At 53.0% G+C, this 17,662-nt stretch carries 19 protein-coding genes; 6 read left to right on the forward strand and 13 right to left on the reverse strand.

Annotated elements, in window-relative coordinates; all coding sequences use genetic code 11:
• The first annotated feature begins 23 nt into the window (after positions 1–23).
• Together ACOTXR_RS11190 and osmB are read left to right on the forward strand one after the other, a co-directional pair.
• A complete protein-coding gene (locus ACOTXR_RS11190; RefSeq protein WP_014884081.1) occupies positions 24–776 on the forward strand; it encodes a DNA-binding transcriptional regulator YciT in 753 nt (250 codons plus the stop codon).
• Between the two features lie 263 nt (positions 777–1,039).
• The gene (gene osmB, locus ACOTXR_RS11195; protein ID WP_008501216.1) at positions 1,040–1,258 is read left to right on the forward strand and encodes an osmotically-inducible lipoprotein OsmB; all 219 of its coding nucleotides are present in this window, start codon (positions 1,040–1,042) and stop codon (positions 1,256–1,258) included.
• A gap of 104 nt (positions 1,259–1,362) precedes the next feature.
• Here the strand turns inward: osmB and yciH are convergent, their stop codons facing one another.
• The 5 genes from yciH to pgpB all read right to left on the reverse strand — a co-directional run bounded on the left by yciH (position 1,363) and on the right by pgpB (position 5,012).
• Positions 1,363–1,689: a stress response translation initiation inhibitor YciH gene (gene yciH / locus ACOTXR_RS11200; protein ID WP_014884082.1), complete on the reverse strand. Its 327-nt coding sequence runs from the start codon at positions 1,687–1,689 to the stop codon at positions 1,363–1,365.
• On the reverse strand, positions 1,689–2,426 hold the full coding sequence (gene pyrF, locus ACOTXR_RS11205) for an orotidine-5'-phosphate decarboxylase (protein WP_047626731.1): 738 nt from the start codon (positions 2,424–2,426) through the stop codon (positions 1,689–1,691). The genes yciH and pyrF overlap by 1 nt, the downstream gene beginning before the upstream one ends.
• A 185-nt stretch (positions 2,427–2,611) precedes the next feature.
• A complete protein-coding gene (gene lapB / locus ACOTXR_RS11210) occupies positions 2,612–3,781 on the reverse strand; it encodes a lipopolysaccharide assembly protein LapB (protein WP_014884084.1) in 1,170 nt (389 codons plus the stop codon).
• A gap of 6 nt (positions 3,782–3,787) precedes the next feature.
• Entirely contained in the window at positions 3,788–4,096 is a 309-nt protein-coding gene (locus ACOTXR_RS11215) for a LapA family protein (RefSeq protein WP_014884085.1), read from the reverse strand.
• Positions 4,097–4,244: 148 nt separating this feature from the next.
• Positions 4,245–5,012 (reverse strand): phosphatidylglycerophosphatase B, encoded by a 768-nt coding sequence (pgpB, locus tag ACOTXR_RS11220; protein WP_058689899.1) that lies wholly within the window; start codon positions 5,010–5,012, stop codon positions 4,245–4,247.
• A 197-nt stretch (positions 5,013–5,209) separates the two neighbouring features.
• On the opposite strand from pgpB, the gene ribA reads away from it, so the two are divergent.
• Positions 5,210–5,800 carry a GTP cyclohydrolase II gene (gene ribA / locus ACOTXR_RS11225; RefSeq protein ID WP_008501210.1) on the forward strand — a complete coding sequence of 197 codons (591 nt, stop codon included), beginning with the start codon at positions 5,210–5,212 and terminating at the stop codon, positions 5,798–5,800.
• A 36-nt stretch (positions 5,801–5,836) separates the two neighbouring features.
• Here ribA and acnA read toward each other — a convergent pair whose 3' ends face one another.
• From acnA to topA, 6 genes are all read right to left on the reverse strand, one after another.
• The gene (gene acnA, locus ACOTXR_RS11230; protein WP_023338386.1) at positions 5,837–8,512 is read right to left on the reverse strand and encodes an aconitate hydratase AcnA; all 2,676 of its coding nucleotides are present in this window, start codon (positions 8,510–8,512) and stop codon (positions 5,837–5,839) included.
• Between the two features lie 163 nt (positions 8,513–8,675).
• Positions 8,676–8,774, reverse strand: a complete 99-nt coding sequence (gene ymiC, locus ACOTXR_RS11235) for a small membrane protein YmiC (RefSeq protein ID WP_014884088.1) — start codon at positions 8,772–8,774, stop codon at positions 8,676–8,678.
• Positions 8,775–8,912: 138 nt separating this feature from the next.
• Positions 8,913–9,083, reverse strand: coding sequence for a hypothetical protein (locus tag ACOTXR_RS11240; protein WP_032629003.1), 171 nt, complete (start codon positions 9,081–9,083; stop codon positions 8,913–8,915).
• A 2-nt stretch (positions 9,084–9,085) separates the two neighbouring features.
• Positions 9,086–9,226, reverse strand: a complete 141-nt coding sequence (locus ACOTXR_RS11245; protein ID WP_213391151.1) for a YmiA family putative membrane protein — start codon at positions 9,224–9,226, stop codon at positions 9,086–9,088.
• 338 nt (positions 9,227–9,564) lie between these two features.
• Entirely contained in the window at positions 9,565–10,539 is a 975-nt protein-coding gene (gene cysB / locus ACOTXR_RS11250; protein ID WP_006175683.1) for an HTH-type transcriptional regulator CysB, read from the reverse strand.
• 187 nt (positions 10,540–10,726) lie between these two features.
• Positions 10,727–13,324 carry a type I DNA topoisomerase gene (gene topA / locus ACOTXR_RS11255; RefSeq protein ID WP_023330550.1) on the reverse strand — a complete coding sequence of 866 codons (2,598 nt, stop codon included), beginning with the start codon at positions 13,322–13,324 and terminating at the stop codon, positions 10,727–10,729.
• 399 nt (positions 13,325–13,723) lie between these two features.
• Between topA and ACOTXR_RS11260 the strand changes: the two genes are divergently transcribed.
• Entirely contained in the window at positions 13,724–13,975 is a 252-nt protein-coding gene (locus ACOTXR_RS11260) for a YciN family protein (RefSeq protein ID WP_003856804.1), read from the forward strand.
• 34 nt (positions 13,976–14,009) lie between these two features.
• Here the strand turns inward: ACOTXR_RS11260 and sohB are convergent, their stop codons facing one another.
• Positions 14,010–15,056: a protease SohB gene (gene sohB, locus ACOTXR_RS11265; protein WP_014884092.1), complete on the reverse strand. Its 1,047-nt coding sequence runs from the start codon at positions 15,054–15,056 to the stop codon at positions 14,010–14,012.
• A gap of 251 nt (positions 15,057–15,307) precedes the next feature.
• Between sohB and ACOTXR_RS11270 the strand changes: the two genes are divergently transcribed.
• Together ACOTXR_RS11270 and cobO are read left to right on the forward strand one after the other, a co-directional pair.
• Positions 15,308–16,069, forward strand: coding sequence for a YciK family oxidoreductase (locus ACOTXR_RS11270; RefSeq protein WP_014884093.1), 762 nt, complete (start codon positions 15,308–15,310; stop codon positions 16,067–16,069).
• A complete protein-coding gene (cobO, locus tag ACOTXR_RS11275) occupies positions 16,066–16,656 on the forward strand; it encodes a cob(I)yrinic acid a,c-diamide adenosyltransferase (protein ID WP_023337380.1) in 591 nt (196 codons plus the stop codon). The genes ACOTXR_RS11270 and cobO overlap by 4 nt, the downstream gene beginning before the upstream one ends.
• A 35-nt stretch (positions 16,657–16,691) precedes the next feature.
• Here the strand turns inward: cobO and rluB are convergent, their stop codons facing one another.
• Complete coding sequence (rluB, locus tag ACOTXR_RS11280; RefSeq protein ID WP_014884095.1) at positions 16,692–17,570, reverse strand: 23S rRNA pseudouridine(2605) synthase RluB; 879 nt, start codon at positions 17,568–17,570, stop codon at positions 16,692–16,694.
• Positions 17,571–17,662 lie beyond the last annotated feature (92 nt).

Consider the following 17,662-nt stretch of genomic DNA (forward strand, 5'->3'; position numbering starts at 1 on the left):
TTTCGCTTTATTAAATGGATGCTATGAATTCCCGACAACAACTCATTTTGCAGATGGTCATCGATCAGGGGCGTGTAAGCGTGGTCGATCTCGCTAAAACCACCGGCGTCTCCGAAGTCACCATTCGTCAGGATCTTAATCTGCTGGAAAAACAGAGTTACCTGCGCCGTGCGCATGGTTATGCCGTGCCGCTGGACAGCGACGACGTTGAGACGCGCATGATGAATAACTACGCGCTTAAACGTGAACTGGCTGAGTTTGCCGCATCACTGGTAAACCCTGGCGAGACGGTCTTTATTGAAAACGGCAGCAGCAACGCCCTTCTGGCACGGACGCTCGCGGAACAAAAAGACGTGACTATCATCACTGTCAGCAGCTATATCGCCCATTTACTCAAAGAGACGCGCTGTGAGGTCATTTTGCTGGGTGGCATTTACCAAAAGAAAAGTGAAAGCATGGTGGGCCCGCTGACCCGGCAATATGTTCAGCAGGTGCATTTCAGTAAGGCCTTTATCGGCATTGACGGCTGGCAGCCGGAAACAGGTTTCACCGGCCGGGATATGATGCGCACTGACGTGGTGAATGCCGTACTGGAAAAAGAGTGTGAAGCCATTGTGCTCACTGACAGTTCCAAATTTGGCGCCGTCCATCCTTACACAATGGGTCCCGTCTCACGCTTCAGTCGCGTCATTACCGACGAACGGTTAAGTGACGAGCATCGTAATAAGCTGGAAGAAGACGGTCTGATTGTCGATATTATTAAAACGTCCGCCTGAGTCCATTTCGCGCCCGTCATTCGGGCGCCTGCATATCCCTTCGTCTGAGACGATTCCTAACCCCCCTTTAAGAGTTTTTACCTGTTTAACCCGCATTAAAGTCGTAAAATTAATGTTAGCGATATAACAGGAAGTGACTATCACTTGCGTGATTACGTAACGCCTGCGCGACCAGCTTTCACGGAAAAAAGAATTAGGTATTCGTTTTGTCTATACTTAACGTGTACCTCTTTCCGTGAATCGATAATTCAGGAGAAAGTATTATGACCTTAACCAGCAAAAAATTAGCCGCCGCTGTTCTGGCAATCACTGTAGCAATGTCCCTGAGCGCATGCTCTAACTGGTCTAAACGTGACCGTAACACCGCCATTGGTGCCGGTGCAGGTGCACTCGGTGGTGCAGTCTTAACAGATGGTAGCACGCTGGGTACATTGGGTGGCGCTGCTGTCGGTGGTATTATCGGTCACCAGGTTGGCAAATAATTATTCTATAAGCCTTCCCGACATCGCGATTTAGCGTCGCATTTCAGGTCTGACTTACGCACGTATATATCACGAGCCACGGCATTTGCCGTGGCTCATTTATTTTAACCGCCTGCCAGTTTGACTTTCATGCCTTTTGCTTCAAGCAGCGATTTAATTAAATCGCGTTTATCACCCTGAATTTCGATAATGCCGTCTTTCACGGCCCCACCGCAGCCACATTTCTTTTTCAACTCAGCCGCCAGTTTTGTTAGTTCAGCATCATCCTGGTCAATTCCTGAGATAAGGCAAACCCCTTTCCCTTTTCGTCCACTGGTTTGACGCTGGATACGCACAATACCGTCGCCCTTCGGACGTTCCACTTTGGTTTTCGGCTCATCTATGCGCCCACTCTCCGTTGAGTAGACCAGACGACTGTTGGAATCGGTCATTACGCCCCCTTTTTCAGTGATGCGTTGATTGCCTTAAGCGTCTCTGCCGGGTTAGCTGACTGCGTTACTGGCCGCCCGATAACCATATAATCCACACCAGCAGCCAGCGCCTGCTCAGGCGTCATAATACGGCGCTGATCGCCTACGTCGCTGCCTGCCGGACGAATACCCGGCGTGACCAGTTTAAAATCTTTGCCCAGTTCTGATTTGAAGCGGACCGCTTCCTGTGCGGAGCAGACGACGCCATCTAAACCGCAGTTCTGCGTCAGACGCGCAAGACGCTCGGCATGTTCGGCAGGTGACAATGTCACGCCAAGATCGCGTAAATCACTTTCGTCCATACTGGTCAATACGGTCACCGCAATCAGCAATGGCGCATCTTTCCCGAACGGCAGGAGGGCTTCACGTGCGGCAGTCATCATTCTCGCTCCGCCCGACGCATGGACGTTGACCATCCATACACCCAGCTCTGCGGCGGCGGCAACGGCGTGCGCCGTGGTATTCGGGATGTCATGGAACTTGAGATCGAGGAAGACATCGAAACCACGCTGCTGCAGATCGCGGACGATTTGCGGTCCAAACAGCGTGAACATCTCTTTACCAACTTTCAGACGGCAATCGCGAGGATCGATACCGTCGACAAAGGCCAGTGCAGCGTCACGCTTATTGTAATCAAGCGCGACAACAACAGGAGAATCCGTAATAACGTGGGAAGTGGAGGAAGTAACAGACGTCATGACCAGCCCTTTTCGTCTATGGGCGCGCAGCGGCGCGGAACAGATAAACGGCCAGCATTCTACCTGCCGCCGCCGCAAATTGACAGAATCCATTTGCGCCCCTGCCAGGCTGGCACACCGCACGGTGTTAAGGAAGGGGTAAAAATCAACAGTATGTTGTAACTAAAATGAGGTGTTTTAAAAAATTACTGTCCGTCAAGACCACGGATTGGCTTGATGGTGGACCAGGCCCGGCAGGAAGGACAATGCCAGTAAAGCGTATACGCGGTAAAACCACACTTCTGGCAACGGTAGCGCGGTTTACTCCGCACCTGCTCGCCGACCATGTCGCGCAGCACCATCAGGCTCTCTTTGGCTCGCCCTTCTTCTGCGTCGTTCAGGTGGTAATCCATCAGTTTATGGAATACCCGCATCGTCGGATGACGCTGTAGCTGACGGGTAATATACACCTGCGCGGTATCGGTCCCTTCGTACTGCTCAACCACGTCTGAGAGCATCAGCTCTGCGGTTGCGCCGGTATTCTCTTCCACGCAACGGCGCAGGAATGCTACCCACTCTTCCTGCTTGCCCAGCTGTTGATAGCAGGTTTGCAGCATCTCCAGCGTTTCACTGACCAGCTCTTTGTCCTGGTCAATCACCCGAAGCAGGCTTTCAACGGCTTTGGCGTAATCGCCACTCGCCATAAAAACGCGTCCCATCATGATAGAGATACGCGCGCTATTGCGATCTGCTGCTGCACCTTTCTTCAGCAACGCCATGGCTTTGTCCATGTCGTCGTTGCCCATCTGCTGAAGGGCAAGTTCACAGTAGAAATGGGCTATCTCAACACGCTGCTTATCTTTACCCAGCTTCACCAGCCGCTCGGCAGTATCAATGGCTTTTTGCCATTCGCTGGTGGCCTGATAAATTTGCAGTAATTGCTGCAACGCACCGATACGGAAATCCGTTTCATCAATCAGCTGCGAGAACATATCTTCAGCGCGGTCGTACAGCCCGGCAGCCATGTAATCGCGCCCCAGTTGCTGGACCGCGAGGAGACGTTGATCGTAGGTCAGCGAGGCGCTTTCCATGAGGGTCTGGTGGATACGGATGGCACGGTCAACCTCGCCACGCGAGCGGAACAGGTTACCGAGCGTGAGATGGGCTTCGACGGTCCCCGTATCCTCTTTCAGCATATCGAGGAACAGGTCTACCGCTTTATCCTGCTGATTACTCAGGAGGAAGTTCACCCCCGCAACGTAGTCGCGAGAGAGACGGTTAGCCTCATCCTGCTTTGTTTGTTGCGCACTTCTGCGGCCCATATACCAGCCATAGGCAGCGGCTACAGGCAAAAGCAGAAACAACAACTCCAGCATCGTCGATTATTCCTTCACGACCGGCACACCAGAGCTTTCCGGAATGTCGGACGCAGGCGCAATGTTATGCTCAAGTCGTTTAATTTTACGTTCAGCGCGTGCAAGAGAAACACGGACTTTCAGCCAGAACAGACCGCAAACCAGCCAGCCAATGGCAAAGCCTGCGGCAAACAAGACCGCAAGCAGACTTGATACGCGATACTCGCCCTGCGCCAGCAGATAGTTAAACGTCACCTGTTGATCGTTTTGTGCACCCAATGTGACTGAAATGACAAAAATCGCCAATACCAGTAAGAAAATGAGTAAATATTTCACATTACTTCCCGTTATGTGGTTCAAGCGAATAAAGTGTGTTCAACTTACCGCAATCAGCCTTATAAACTACCATTTTAGCGACGGGCGCGAAACGGAAAAAGTGACGCACACGTCATGGATTTATGGGCGAAATGCGCAATATCAACCGTCAGGCGTCGCTTTGCTCCCTTTCGGCGATTTCTTCTTTCTCTTCAGGCGGTGGCGTAAGCGGGCCACAGAGTCGTTCTGCAAGCCAGGTTGCCAGCGTCACCAGCAGCCATGAGATCAGCGTAGCGACCACCAGGTCCCGTGGCCAGTGCATCCCCAGCAGCAAGCGGCTGCCCATCACTCCCGTTGCCCAGATCAGTAATATCCCGATGGTAACCGTTCGACGTCGTGGCCAAAGCAGCCCAACAGCCAACAGCGCCCAGCTGGCCGCAAACATCGTGTGGCCGGAAGGAAACGCGAAGCCCGTCTCTTTTTCCCAATGTTTACGCAAGAACTTCGGAATATCCTGCTGTTCCGTAAGCTGTTCTTTCACCAGCGCACCGCGATCTTTACGCTTTAAATTGTAGAACTCATCTACCGGAATATGGTGTGTTTTTTCCAGCCAGACGACAAACGGTCGTGGCTCCTGAACATGGTCTTTCACCCAGGACTTAACGCCCTGACCAATAACAATCGCGCCACCCAGGATAGCAAAGAGCATCAGCGCCGCGCGCAGACGAAAACGCAGGCACCACAGGAACCAGCCACAGAGAATGATATGGGTGATAATTCCCCACGGTTGCGTGACCGTCTCCGTTACCCAGTACAACGTTTTCAGCCACGTGGCATTCTGCCCGGGCTGCCACATCCAGCCGGAGACCCATACGGTCAAAGGCATAATCAGTAAAATGGCCGCGCCTGCTGCCGTACGTCTGGCGATTGAAAGCATGTCTTCTCCTTTTACGCTAAGCCTCACAATCATAACTGAAATTCATCCGATGGGTGGAGATGTCGGATCGTGCGTTTAACGTTCATATAGCATGGTGCCCATTAGGCGAACCTGCTGAGCTTGTGGCAAAATGAACAGATACAGAAAGTAAAACAGGCGCAAGACACGAAACGTGTCAGCCTACTCTGGAGAATCACATGCAGCTTAAACGTGTGGCAGAAGCCAAACTGCCAACCCCATGGGGCGATTTCCTGATGGTGGGGTTTGAAGAACTGGCAACCGGACAGGATCATGTTGCGCTGGTCTACGGCGATATTTCAGGGCAGACGCCGGTGCTGTCCCGCGTCCATTCGGAGTGTCTGACCGGCGATGCGTTGTTCAGCCTGCGCTGTGATTGCGGTTTCCAGCTGGAAGCTGCCCTTTCTCATATTGCCGAAGAAGGCCGCGGTGTGTTGCTCTATCACCGCCAGGAAGGTCGTAATATTGGCCTGCTGAATAAAATCCGCGCATATGCGCTGCAGGACCAGGGCTACGATACGGTAGAAGCCAACCATCAGCTCGGTTTTGCCGCCGATGAACGTGACTTCACCCTGTGTGCGGACATGTTCAAGCTGCTGGGCGTCGACGAGGTTCGTCTGCTGACGAACAACCCGAAAAAAGTGGAAATCCTCACCGAAGCGGGAATCAACATTGTCGAACGTGTGCCGCTGATTGTTGGCCGCAACCCGAAAAATGCCCACTATCTTGATACTAAAGCCGCCAAGATGGGCCATCTGCTGAAAGAGTGAAAGTAAAAAGCCCGGCATAAGCGCCGGGCTTTTTTATCAATCGAGCATCTTACGAATCACATAGTGTAAAATGCCGTCGTTCTGGTAGTAGGTCAATTCGGTTGCCGTATCAATACGGCACCGGCAGTCCAGTACCTCCGTCTTCCCGTCAGCTCGCGTCAGCTTCACCGGCACCGTTTTACCCGGCTGCAGGTTTTGCAGACCACTAATATCAATCTGCTCTTCTCCGGTCAGCCCCAGCGTTTTACGGGTTACGCCCTGCGGGAACTCAAGCGGCAGAATCCCCATGCCGATGAGGTTCGAGCGGTGAATACGTTCAAACGACTCGGCGATCACCACACGAACGCCCAGCAGCCGCGGCCCTTTCGCCGCCCAGTCACGGCTGGAACCGGAACCGTACTCTTTCCCGGCAATCACCGCCAGCGGCGTACCTTCCTGTTGATATTTCACGGCTGCATCGTAAATCGACACGACGTCCGTCCCCGGCAGATGGCGCGTCATCCCCCCTTCCACCCCCGGAACCATTTCATTACGAATGCGAATGTTGGCAAACGTGCCCCGCATCATGACTTCATGGTTACCGCGGCGCGAACCGTAGGAGTTAAAATCGCGGCGCTCCACTCCCCGGCTTTGCAAATAACGGCCCGCCGGGCTATCGGCTTTGATACTCCCCGCCGGAGAGATATGGTCAGTGGTGACAGAATCCCCCAGCATGGCCAGGATGCGCGCCCCATGAATATCTTTAAGCGGCGCAGGCTCGGCGAGCATCTCATCAAAGAACGGAGACAGACGAATATAGGTCGAGTCATCCTGCCAGTCATAGGTGTCCGACCCCACGACATTGATGGTTTTCCATTCCGGCGTGCCTTCGAAGACCTCCGCATACTCTTTGCGGAACATTTCTGTAGAGACCTTTTCAACGGCCATCGCAATTTCACGCGAGGACGGCCAGATATCTTTCAGGTAGACGGGATCGTTCTTGCGATCGTGACCAATCGGATCGGTCACCAGGTTAATGTTCATGTTCCCGGCCAGCGCATAGGCCACCACCAGGGGCGGCGAAGCAAGCCAGTTGGTTTTGACCAGTGGATGAATACGCCCTTCAAAGTTACGGTTGCCGGAAAGAACGGCGCCTACCGTCAAATCGCCCTGCTTGATCGCCGTTTCAATGGGCTCAGGCAGCGGACCGGAGTTACCAATGCAGGTCGTACAGCCATACCCCACGAGGTTAAAGCCCAGCTCATCAAGATAAGGCGTCAGCTTAGCCTGCGCCAGGTAATCCGAAACCACTTTGGAGCCCGGCGCCAGCGAGGCTTTGACCCACGGTTGAGGTTTCAGACCCAGTTCAACCGCTTTTTTCGCCAGCAGACCGGCCGCCATTAAAACACTGGGGTTTGAGGTGTTGGTACAGGAGGTGATGGCGGCAATCACAACCGCCCCGTCCGGAAGTTGATATTGATGGCCGTTCAACACATAGTCGATGGGACGATGGTCTTTCTTCGCCACGTTGACTTCCAGCTCATTGCTGGCCGCAAAGGCTTTCGGCACGTCTGTCAACGCGACGCGATCCTGCGGACGTTTTGGCCCGGCGAGGCTTGCCTCAACGCTGCCCATATCAAGCTCAAGCGTACTGGTAAATACCGGTTCATCGCCCGGATTGCGCCACATGCCCTGCGCTTTGGTATAGGCCTCTACCAGCGCCACCTGCTCTTCGCTGCGTCCGCTCAGACGCATGTACTCCAGCGTGACGTCATCAATTGGGAAAAAGCCACAGGTTGCGCCATATTCTGGCGCCATGTTGGCAATGGTCGCCCGGTCAGCCAGGGGCAGCGAATCCAGCCCGTCCCCGTAGAACTCAACAAATTTACCCACCACCCCATGCTTACGCAGCATCTGGGTAACGGTGAGTACCAAATCGGTCGCGGTAATGCCTTCTGACAGTTTTCCTGTCAGCTTAAAGCCCACGACATCCGGAATCAGCATGGAGACCGGCTGACCGAGCATGGCGGCTTCCGCTTCGATTCCGCCGACACCCCAGCCCAGCACGCCGAGGCCGTTAATCATGGTGGTGTGGGAATCTGTACCCACCAGCGTATCCGGATAAGCCACCCACTCTTTGTCCTGTAATTCGCTCCAGACGGCTTTACCAAGATACTCAAGGTTAACCTGGTGGCAAATACCCGTGCCCGGTGGAACCACGCTAAAGCGGCTGAATGCCTGCTGGCCCCACTTCAGGAAAACATAACGTTCGTGGTTACGCTCCATCTCCAGACGGACGTTCTCGCCAAAGGCATCGTCATCACCGAAATGGTCAACGGTCACGGAGTGGTCAATCACGAGGTCAACGGGGGAAAGCGGGTTCACTTTGGCCGTATCGCCGCCGAGGCGTTTAACCGCCTCGCGCATCGCGGCGAGATCCACCACGGCAGGTACACCGGTAAAGTCCTGCATCAGGACCCTTGCCGGGCGGTAGGCAATTTCTCTGTCGGCATGGGCATGCTTCAGCCACCCCGCCAGAGCCTGGATATCATCGAGCGTGACGGAATCACCGTCCTGCCAGCGCAAGAGGTTTTCCATCAGAACTTTCAAGGACTTGGGTAAACGCGAAATGTCCCCAAGCGTTCTGGCAGCCAGCGGCAGGCTATAGTAATGCCAGGTTTTATTTTCTGCCTGTAATGTGTCCTTACTGGCTTCGCGTAGGGTTAACGACATAAGCTCCTCCTTAATTACAGAGATGTCCTGACAATCATCAGGGCCGTAATTAAAGATAACACAAAGATGTCGTAACGTTTTGATAACAACCCGAATTGATAAATTTAGGAATGGTCCAGAGGACGTCAAAACAAAAAACCCCGCCGCAGCGAGGTTTTATCATTTAGCGGATGGCCAGCCAGATGAGCTGACTCCAGAACAGGATCGACAGGGTAAACACGCCAATCCATGACCAGTATTTGTGAGACGTCATGTTATTCATCATAGGGACACCAGGCATTATTTATTAAACATTCCGAGGCAGGTCCTCAGTGCGATATTGCTGATGTGTATTTATTAAAGAGTACAAAGGTGCATAGTCGTTATTCAGACCCAATGCATCATTACGCAAAAAACTAAATTATTGTTTTTTGGGTTCGTCTTCCGCGAACACATCAATAAAGGCTTGCTGCTGCGGCGTCAGTTTCCAGGATGCAGGCACAACTGTCGCAGGAGCCTTACGTCCTTTATGGACAGTGTCATGACGCTGACACATCTGTTTTACCGTTTCTGTACGTACCGTCACTGCCATATTCAACCCCAATATTTCCAGGCCAGGAGAGCAACCATCAGCCAGAACAGGGCGGAGACGAGAAAGACCGCCAGCCAGGCTTTACGCTTGAGCGCAGGATCCCTTTGCGGTTCTTCACTTCCTGAAGGCATTGCTAACCTCATACAATCGATATCGCTTATCATTTAGGACCAAACAATTGGTACAATTAATCATCTGTTGAGATAAATCCTAAAGAAACTTTAGCCGAAAAGCCAGTGAATTTACGCATCCGGAGGTATGAAATATTCATTCTTTTGACCACAAATAAATATTTGAAAAGAAAAATTTGCGTAGCCGTTAATTAGTTTCTATTTTTGTCGCCAATTCACGACATTAAAACCATACAAAATAAAAGGATAATGACAATATATGGCAGGGAGAGCGCAGATGATGATAATTCTAATTTAGCTTTAAGGCGGTATTTCGGTATCTTTCCGTTAGGGAAAGATACCGGGTGTGATTATTTTGCGGGGAGTTTGATGTCTTTAAACATCTCTTCAATATCTTCATTTGAGCGTAATGCAACGGCGGTATCCACCACGTCACGCGTTAAATGCGGGGCAAAGCGCTGAATAAAATCATACATATAGCTACGCAGGAAGGTACTGCGACGGAAGCCAATTTTTGTGGTGCTGTGGCTGAAAATATCGTGTGCATCAAGACGTACCAGATCAGGGTCTGACACCGGGTCGACCGCCATGCTGGCAATAACGCCCACGCCCAGACCAAGCCGTACGTAAGTCTTGATGACGTCGGCATCGGTAGCGGTAAAGACAATGCGTGGGGTTAACCCGGCACGGTTAAACGCAGTATCAAGCTCGGAACGTCCGGTAAAGCCAAACGTATAGGTGACTAACGGATATTGCGCCAGCTCTTCAATCGTCACCGACCCTTTCCCCGCCAGCGGGTGATCGGGAGTCACTACGATCGATCGGTTCCAGTGATAGCACGGAAGCATTACCAGATCGTCATACAGGTGGAGCGCTTCCGTCGCGATGGCAAAATCGGCATTCCCCTTCGACACCGCTTCAGCGATTTGCGTCGGTGACCCCTGATGCATATGCAAAGAGACGCGCGGATAACGCTCGATAAAGCCCTTAATGACGCCAGGTAATGCATAGCGCGCCTGGGTGTGCGTGGTGGCAATATACAGCGAGCCTTTATCTGGCCAGGTATGTTCTCCTGCAACAGATTTAATCGCATCGACTTTGGAGAGGACTTCACGCGCAATGCGAATAATTTCCTGCCCCGCTGGCGTCACCTGCGTAAGGTGCTTACCGCTACGGGCGAAAATCTGAATACCTAATTCATCCTCCAGCATGCGAACCTGCTTGCTGATGCCCGGTTGCGAGGTATATAGCCCCTCGGCAGTAGAAGAGACATTAAGGTTGTGATTCACCACCTCAACGATATAACGAAGCTGCTGTAATTTCATGCCAGACCATCCGATTTAGCGCACGCGGTCAATCGCTTAAGACGATTTGATAATAAGAAATGGGTTAACTATAACCACTATATCATTTATAGCCTGACTGTATAGTACGGAACAAAAAATAATAATAAGGTAATAAAAAAGGGCCGGAAGTCCGGCCCTTTCACAGGTAAGTGACGGTCAGGCAAGCTTATTTCTTGCCTTCAACCCATTTGCCATCGACAAAGAAGGCGGACCAGCCGGTCGCTTTGCCCTCTTTCTCTGCCGCCACGTACTGCTGCTTCGTTTTACGGCTAAAGCGAACCACCGTCTTATTGCCTTCAGGATCCTGCTGTGGCGCATCGGCCAGGTAACGCAGTTTTTCTGGCAGACGGTCACGGAAGCGGTGCAGTTCTTCAACCAGCGGCGCACGTGTTTCACGCGATTTCGGGAAGGTGTTGGCCGCCAGGAAGACACCCGCAGCACCATCACGCAGCACGAAGTACGCGTCGGATTTTTCACACGGCAGCTCTGGCAACGGAACCGGATCTTCCTTCGGCGGAGCCACTTCACCGTTACGCAGAATTTTGCGCGTGTTTTTACACTCGTCGTTGGTGCACGCCATGTACTTCCCGAAACGCCCCATTTTCAGGTGCATTTCAGAGCCACACTTCTCGCACTCCACAATCGGGCCGTCATAGCCTTTAATGCGGAATTCACCTTCCTCAATCTCATACCCGTCACACGTTGGGTTATTACCGCAGACGTGCAGCTTACGTTTAGGATCGATCAGGTAGCTGTCCATCGCCGTGCCGCATTTTTTGCAGCGGCGTTTAGCACGCAGAGCGTTGGTTTCCGCATCCTCACCTTCCAGCACGTTGAGAACTTCGTTCTCCGGCACCAGGTTGATGGTGGTTTTGCAGCGCTCTTTTGGCGACAGCGCGTAGCCGGAACAGCCGAGGAAGACGCCCGTGGTTGCCGTACGGATACCCATCTTGCGGCCGCAGGTTGGGCAGTCGATGCTGGTCAGAACCATCTGGTTAGGCAGCATGCCGCCCTCTTCAGGATCTTTCTCCGCTTTTTCAAGCTGGTTGGTAAAGTCGCTGAAGAAGCTGTCGAGAACTTTCTTCCACTCCGCCTTATGGCTGGCAACCTCGTCGAGGCTGTCTTCCATTTGCGCGGTGAAATCGTAGTTCATCAACTCGCGGAAATTAGCTTCCAGACGGTCGGTGACGATCTCACCCATTTTTTCCGCATAGAAACGACGGTTTTCAACTCGAACGTAGCCGCGATCCTGGATCGTCGAGATGATTGACGCGTAGGTCGATGGACGACCAATACCGCGTTTTTCCAGCTCTTTCACCAGCGACGCTTCACTAAAGCGCGCAGGCGGCTTGGTGAAGTGCTGAGCAGGAACGAGATCAACCAGAGAGAGCTCATCTCCCTTGTTCACCGCTGGCAGCGTACGGTCTTCATCACCTTTACGCAGCGCAGGCATGACTTTTGTCCAGCCGTCGAAACGCAGGATACGACCGCGCGCTTTGAGACGGAAGTCGCCCGCACCGACGGTCAGCGTCGTGGAGTCATACTTCGCAGGCGTCATCTGACAGGCGACAAACTGACGCCAGATCAGCTGATACAGCTTCTGGGCGTCGGCTTCCATATCTTTCAGCGACTCGGCTAACACAGAGACATCAGAAGGACGAATCGCTTCGTGCGCTTCCTGAGAGTTCTCTTTGCTGGCGAATTGATTGGCGCTTTCCGGCAGGTATTTTTTACCGAAGTTATCACTGATATAACCGCGTACCATGTTTACCGCATCCTGGCTCAGATTCGTTGAGTCAGTACGCATGTAGGTGATGTAACCCGCTTCATACAAGCGCTGGGCCATCATCATGGTTTTCTTCACGCCATAGCCAAGGCGCGTACTCGCCGCCTGTTGCAGGGTAGACGTGATAAACGGCGCGCCAGGTTTACTGCTGGTCGGTTTATCTTCACGTTCCAGCACCTGATAGCGTGCTTTTTCCAGCAACGCGACGGCAGCCATGGTCTGGTCACGGTTTTCAGGACGGAAAGGCTTATCGTTCTGATGGCTCACCTGCAGTGGCAGAGCGTCACCGCCCGGCGTGGTCACATTGGCGTCAATTTCCCAGAATTCTTCCGGCACGAAGGCTTTAATTTCGCGTTCACGCTCAACGACAAGACGCACGGCGACGGATTGCACACGTCCTGCGGACAGGCCACGGGCAATCTTTTTCCACAGCAGTGGAGAGACCATATAGCCTACAACGCGGTCCATAAAGCGACGCGCCTGCTGGGCGTTGACACGGTCGATGTTCAGCTCGCCAGGCTTCTCAAACGCCTGACGAATCGCATTTTTTGTAATTTCGTTAAACACTACGCGACTGTAGCGTTTGTCATCACCCCCGATCACTTCCCGCAGGTGCCATGCAATGGCTTCCCCTTCGCGGTCAAGGTCGGTTGCGAGATAAATGTGGTCTGCTTTTTCAGCCAGCTGCTTCAGCTCGTTAACGACTTTCTCTTTTCCGGGCAGCACTTCGTATTGTGCATCCCAGTTGTGCCATGGGTTAACACCCATGCGGTTGACAAGCGCGCTACGTTCATCCTTTTTAGGCTTTTTAGCCCCTTTGGTGGAGGTAGAGTCTGCGCTCTTTTTGCTGGCTGAGCCACTGGTCGGCAAATCGCGGATATGACCCACGCTGGACTTAACCACGTAGTCATTACCCAGATACTTATTGATCGTTTTGGCTTTTGCCGGGGACTCAACGATGACGAGAGCTTTACCCATATTCACCTTTACCTAATTTAATTCTTCCAGGAATACGCCGCACGTTGATTTCCCTTCCGCTGACGACGAGCCAATGATATTGCGGCTGCGTCAGGAGATATCAACCCCTTTGTCCTACCGGGTGTCTGAGGAAAGACGCCCAGGTGATTGAGTTATCGGGTATTTTTCTCACACCTCGTATAATTCGTGACGAGTTCCCGGTCGAATGTCAAGCAATTCTGTTGCCAGAATGACGAAAGCGCACACTCTACCTGATAAAATTCGTTACGCAACTTTATTAGCATGCAAAAGCAAATCCCGCCAACCTGCCCCCTGTATCTTATCCCCTCACAATACAGGGAAAATTTGCCCCCAAAGCGGCCCCGGCGTAGACTATTGTCACTGTTTAAGGAGTGGATTATGCAGAATACGACCCAACCTATTGACCGAGCCTCTCTGCTTATCGAAGCAAATAAGCTTATCCGTGACCATGAAGATACCCTGGCGGGCATTGAAGCCACCGGTGTAGAGCAGCGTAATGGCGTGCTGGTTTTCAGCGGCGAATACTTCCTTGACGAACAGGGATTACCCACCCCAAAAAGCACCGCTGTGTTTAATATGTTTAAATACTTGGCGCATACGCTTTCTGAAAAATATCACCTGGTCGATTAATGCAAAACGCGAGGCATATGCCTCGCGTTTTTGCTTACAGCAGCGGTTTTTGTCCGCGCTGTAGCCAGCGAAGCAGCAGGCGATCTGCGCTTTCCGCTGCACTGTTGGTAAAGCGGTCCATCAGGCGCTTACGCTGGGTGAACCGCACGCCTATCAGCTCCCTTCCGTCCATCAGGTTGAGCAGCAGATCGTCGCTGGTTCCCACTTCATCAACCAGCCCTTTTTCCTGCGCCTGAATACCGTACCAGTGTTCGCCTGTCGCGACCTGCTCAATATCCAGCGTTGGGCGCATACGGTGTACGAAATCTTTAAACAGGTGGTGCGTTTCGTTGAGATCCTCACGGAATTTTTGGCGCCCTTCTTCCGTATTTTCCCCCAGCAGCGTCAGGGTACGTTTGTACTGACCCGCCGTGTGCAGTTCGATATCAATCTCTTTATTCTTCAGAAAACGGTTAAAGTTTGGGATCTGTGCGACCACGCCGATAGAGCCAATGATGGAGAACGGTGCCGCAACAATTTTGTCCGCTACGCAGGCCATCATATAGCCACCACTTGCCGCGACTTTATCTACCGCCACGGTAAGCGGGATCTGCTTTTCTCGCAGACGCTGTAGCTGAGAAGCGGCCAGTCCGTAGCCGTGCACAACGCCGCCTGGGCTTTCAAGACGCACCACCACTTGATCCTGCGGAGTGGCCACGGCCAGAACGGCAGTCACCTCTTCCCGTAGCGAAGCGACTTCATGCGCATCCATACTGCCTTTAAAATCGAGTACATAGACGCGAGGCTTCGCGTCAGACTGTGGCGTTGCAAGCTTAGCTTTCGCCTTTGCGGCTTTGGCTTCCTGCTTGTGCTTTTTCTTCTGGGCCTTCAGCCATGCCTTCTGTTGATGGCTATCAAGCAGTGAGAGGGACATGTCTTCCTGCATCTCTTTGTACTGCTCGCTCAGACGGGTAATGCGTAACTCCCCACGCTGACGTTTGCGCTGCGTGAGATTGACAATCAGAACGGCAACGACCGCAATGGCAATCACCACCGTCGCGATTTTAGCCAAAAACAACCCATATTGAGAAAGTAATTCCACGCGTTCCACCTTGATTTAACCACGAATCTTTCACGGCAGTGTACAACAGCCCTGCCTTTGCGTCTCGCCCGTGACATTACCTGTGCGAGCCATCTTCAGGAATCCCCGCCCGGCGGTTTAAATATTTGCAAATTGTTAATTTTACAGTAATACGTCCTGTAGACTGATTGAATTCTCACGCTAATTCGGGCATAAAGCCGAAAAGTCATTATGAAGGCGCCATTGAGTCACCGTGCGCCTGAGGAGTCACCGTGCACTATCAACCGCAAAAAAACCTGCTGCAGAACCGGATCATTCTTGTCACCGGTGCCAGCGCGGGTATTGGTCGCGAAGCGGCCCTGACGTATGCTGAATATGGCGCGAGCGTTATTCTGATCGGTCGCAACGAAGAAAAACTCAAAGGTGTCGCTCAGGAAATTGAAGCGGCAGGTGGCATACCGGCCCCCTGGTATACTCTTGATTTACTGACCTGTACGCCAGCGGTATGTCAGGAATTAGCCCAACGTATCAGCACCCATTATCCACGTCTGGACGGTGTGCTGCATAACGCCGGGTTGTTAGGCGAAGTTCGTCCAATGGATGAGCAGGATCCTGATATCTGGCAGCAGGTCATGCAGGTTAACGTCAACGGCACCTTTTTCCTCACCCAGGCCTTGCTTCCTTTATTACTCAAATCCGAGTCAGGCTCTCTGGTCTTTACCTCTTCCAGCGTAGGCCGTGAGGGGCGCGCAAACTGGGGGGCATATGCTGTATCTAAATTTGCGACCGAAGGTATGATGCAGGTGCTGGCGGAGGAATATCAGAGCCGCCATCTGCGCGTAAACTGCATTAATCCGGGCGGAACACGCACCAAAATGCGCGCCAGCGCGTTCCCGACAGAAGATCCGCAGAAGCTGAAAACCCCGGCCGATATTATGCCACTCTATCTCTGGCTAATGGGCGACGACAGCCGTCGCAAAACCGGAATGACTTTTGATGCCCAACCGGGCCGTAAACCGGGGATTTCGCAATGAGTGAAGAACGTCACCAGCAGCGCCAGCAGCGTCTGAAAGAACAGGTTGATGCGCGCATTGCGTCAGCCCAAGACGAGCGAGGGATCGTCATCGTATTTACCGGCAACGGCAAAGGCAAAACCACCGCCGCGTTCGGCACCGCCACCCGCGCCGTCGGACACGGGCAAAAAGTGGGCGTAATCCAGTTTATCAAAGGCGAATGGCCCAATGGGGAGCGCAATTTGCTGGAACCTCACGGCGTTGAGTTTCAGGTGATGGCAACCGGTTTTACGTGGGACACGCAGAACCGTGAAACCGACACCGCAGCCTGCCTTGCTGTCTGGGAGCACGCCAAAAGAATGCTGGCCGATCCGACGCTCAATATGGTGCTACTGGACGAGATCACCTATATGGTCGCCTACGACTACCTGCCGCTGAATGCCGTGCTGGATGCACTGAAAAACCGCCCTGCACATCAGACGGTAATCGTCACGGGTCGTGGGTGTCATCGGGATATTCTGGAACTGGCAGATACCGTCAGCGAGCTGCGTCCGGTCAAGCATGCATTTGATGCAGGTATCAAAGCGCAGCCTGGGATTGATTACTAAAGAAAAAAGTCCGGTGCGTTCACCGGGCTTTTAGATTAACCGTTGTTATTCCGGCTGCCAGAGCGACGGTTGCTGCTGTTCACCTGGCTATGGCGTTTCACCGCACGACGGATCTGGTTCGCCTTCATACGACGACGATCTTTCTCCACCGCCACTTTTGAGGTGGTTTCCGGCGTTAGCCCCACCAGCTCGCGCAGGTAGTTGGTCTGGGTCAGATCCAGTTCGGTATAGCCGCCACGCGGCAGACCTTTTGGCAGCAGAATGTCGCCGTAACGAACGCGAATCAGGCGGCTAACCTGAACCCCTACCGCTTCCCACAGACGACGCACCTCGCGGTTACGCCCCTCTGTCAGGGTGACGTTGTACCACTGGTTAATCCCTTCACCACCGGTAAATTTGATGGTTTTAAACGCTGCAGGACCGTCTTCCAGCTGAACGCCACGCGACAGGTCGCGCAGTTTATTTTCATCAACCTGGCCGAAGACACGCACGGCATATTCACGTTCCACTTCACGGCTTGGGTGCATCAGACGGTTTGCCAGCTCACCGTCGGTGGTAAACAGCAGCAGGCCGCAGGTGTTAACGTCCAGACGACCCACGGCAATCCAGCGCGCACCTCGCAGTTTAGGCAGACGGTCAAACACCGTCGGGCGACCTTCCGGGTCGTTGCGGGTACACAGCTCACCTTCCGGCTTATAGTAAGCCAGCACGCGGCAAATCTGTTCAGCAGACTCTTTCACGGAGATAAGATGACCGTCGATGCGGATCTTAAGCCCCGGTACGATTTCTACGCGGTCACCCAGCGTGGCGATTTTACCGTCCACACTCACGCGGCCCGCTTCAATAATGGCTTCGATTTCACGGCGCGAACCGTGGCCGGCGCGCGCCAGCACTTTCTGTAACTTCTCGCTCATTGAGCTTCCTCAGGTGTCGCCTTCACAGGCGTCGAATCAGGTCAAAAGAGGGCCTGGCCCTGCTTTGATGGCCGCGTAGTATATCTGCTTAC

The sequence above is a fragment of the Enterobacter cloacae complex sp. IR53030 genome (genome assembly GCF_049238365.1).
Taxonomy (GTDB): domain Bacteria; phylum Pseudomonadota; class Gammaproteobacteria; order Enterobacterales; family Enterobacteriaceae; genus Enterobacter; species Enterobacter kobei.

Coding starts and splice junctions, on each gene's coding strand:
- ACOTXR_RS11190 (WP_014884081.1), top strand. CDS start 24: ATGAATTCCCGACAACAACTCATTTTGCAGATGGTCATCGATCAGGGG.
- osmB (WP_008501216.1), top strand. CDS start 1,040: ATGACCTTAACCAGCAAAAAATTAGCCGCCGCTGTTCTGGCAATCACT.
- yciH (WP_014884082.1), bottom strand. CDS start 1,689: ATGACCGATTCCAACAGTCGTCTGGTCTACTCAACGGAGAGTGGGCGC.
- pyrF (WP_047626731.1), bottom strand. CDS start 2,426: ATGACGTCTGTTACTTCCTCCACTTCCCACGTTATTACGGATTCTCCT.
- lapB (WP_014884084.1), bottom strand. CDS start 3,781: ATGCTGGAGTTGTTGTTTCTGCTTTTGCCTGTAGCCGCTGCCTATGGC.
- pgpB (WP_058689899.1), bottom strand. CDS start 5,012: ATGCTTTCAATCGCCAGACGTACGGCAGCAGGCGCGGCCATTTTACTG.
- ribA (WP_008501210.1), top strand. CDS start 5,210: ATGCAGCTTAAACGTGTGGCAGAAGCCAAACTGCCAACCCCATGGGGC.
- acnA (WP_023338386.1), bottom strand. CDS start 8,512: ATGTCGTTAACCCTACGCGAAGCCAGTAAGGACACATTACAGGCAGAA.
- ymiC (WP_014884088.1), bottom strand. CDS start 8,774: ATGAATAACATGACGTCTCACAAATACTGGTCATGGATTGGCGTGTTT.
- ACOTXR_RS11240 (WP_032629003.1), bottom strand. CDS start 9,083: ATGGCAGTGACGGTACGTACAGAAACGGTAAAACAGATGTGTCAGCGT.
- ACOTXR_RS11245 (WP_213391151.1), bottom strand. CDS start 9,226: ATGAGGTTAGCAATGCCTTCAGGAAGTGAAGAACCGCAAAGGGATCCT.
- cysB (WP_006175683.1), bottom strand. CDS start 10,539: ATGAAATTACAGCAGCTTCGTTATATCGTTGAGGTGGTGAATCACAAC.
- topA (WP_023330550.1), bottom strand. CDS start 13,324: ATGGGTAAAGCTCTCGTCATCGTTGAGTCCCCGGCAAAAGCCAAAACG.
- ACOTXR_RS11260 (WP_003856804.1), top strand. CDS start 13,724: ATGCAGAATACGACCCAACCTATTGACCGAGCCTCTCTGCTTATCGAA.
- cobO (WP_023337380.1), top strand. CDS start 16,066: ATGAGTGAAGAACGTCACCAGCAGCGCCAGCAGCGTCTGAAAGAACAG.
- rluB (WP_014884095.1), bottom strand. CDS start 17,570: ATGAGCGAGAAGTTACAGAAAGTGCTGGCGCGCGCCGGCCACGGTTCG.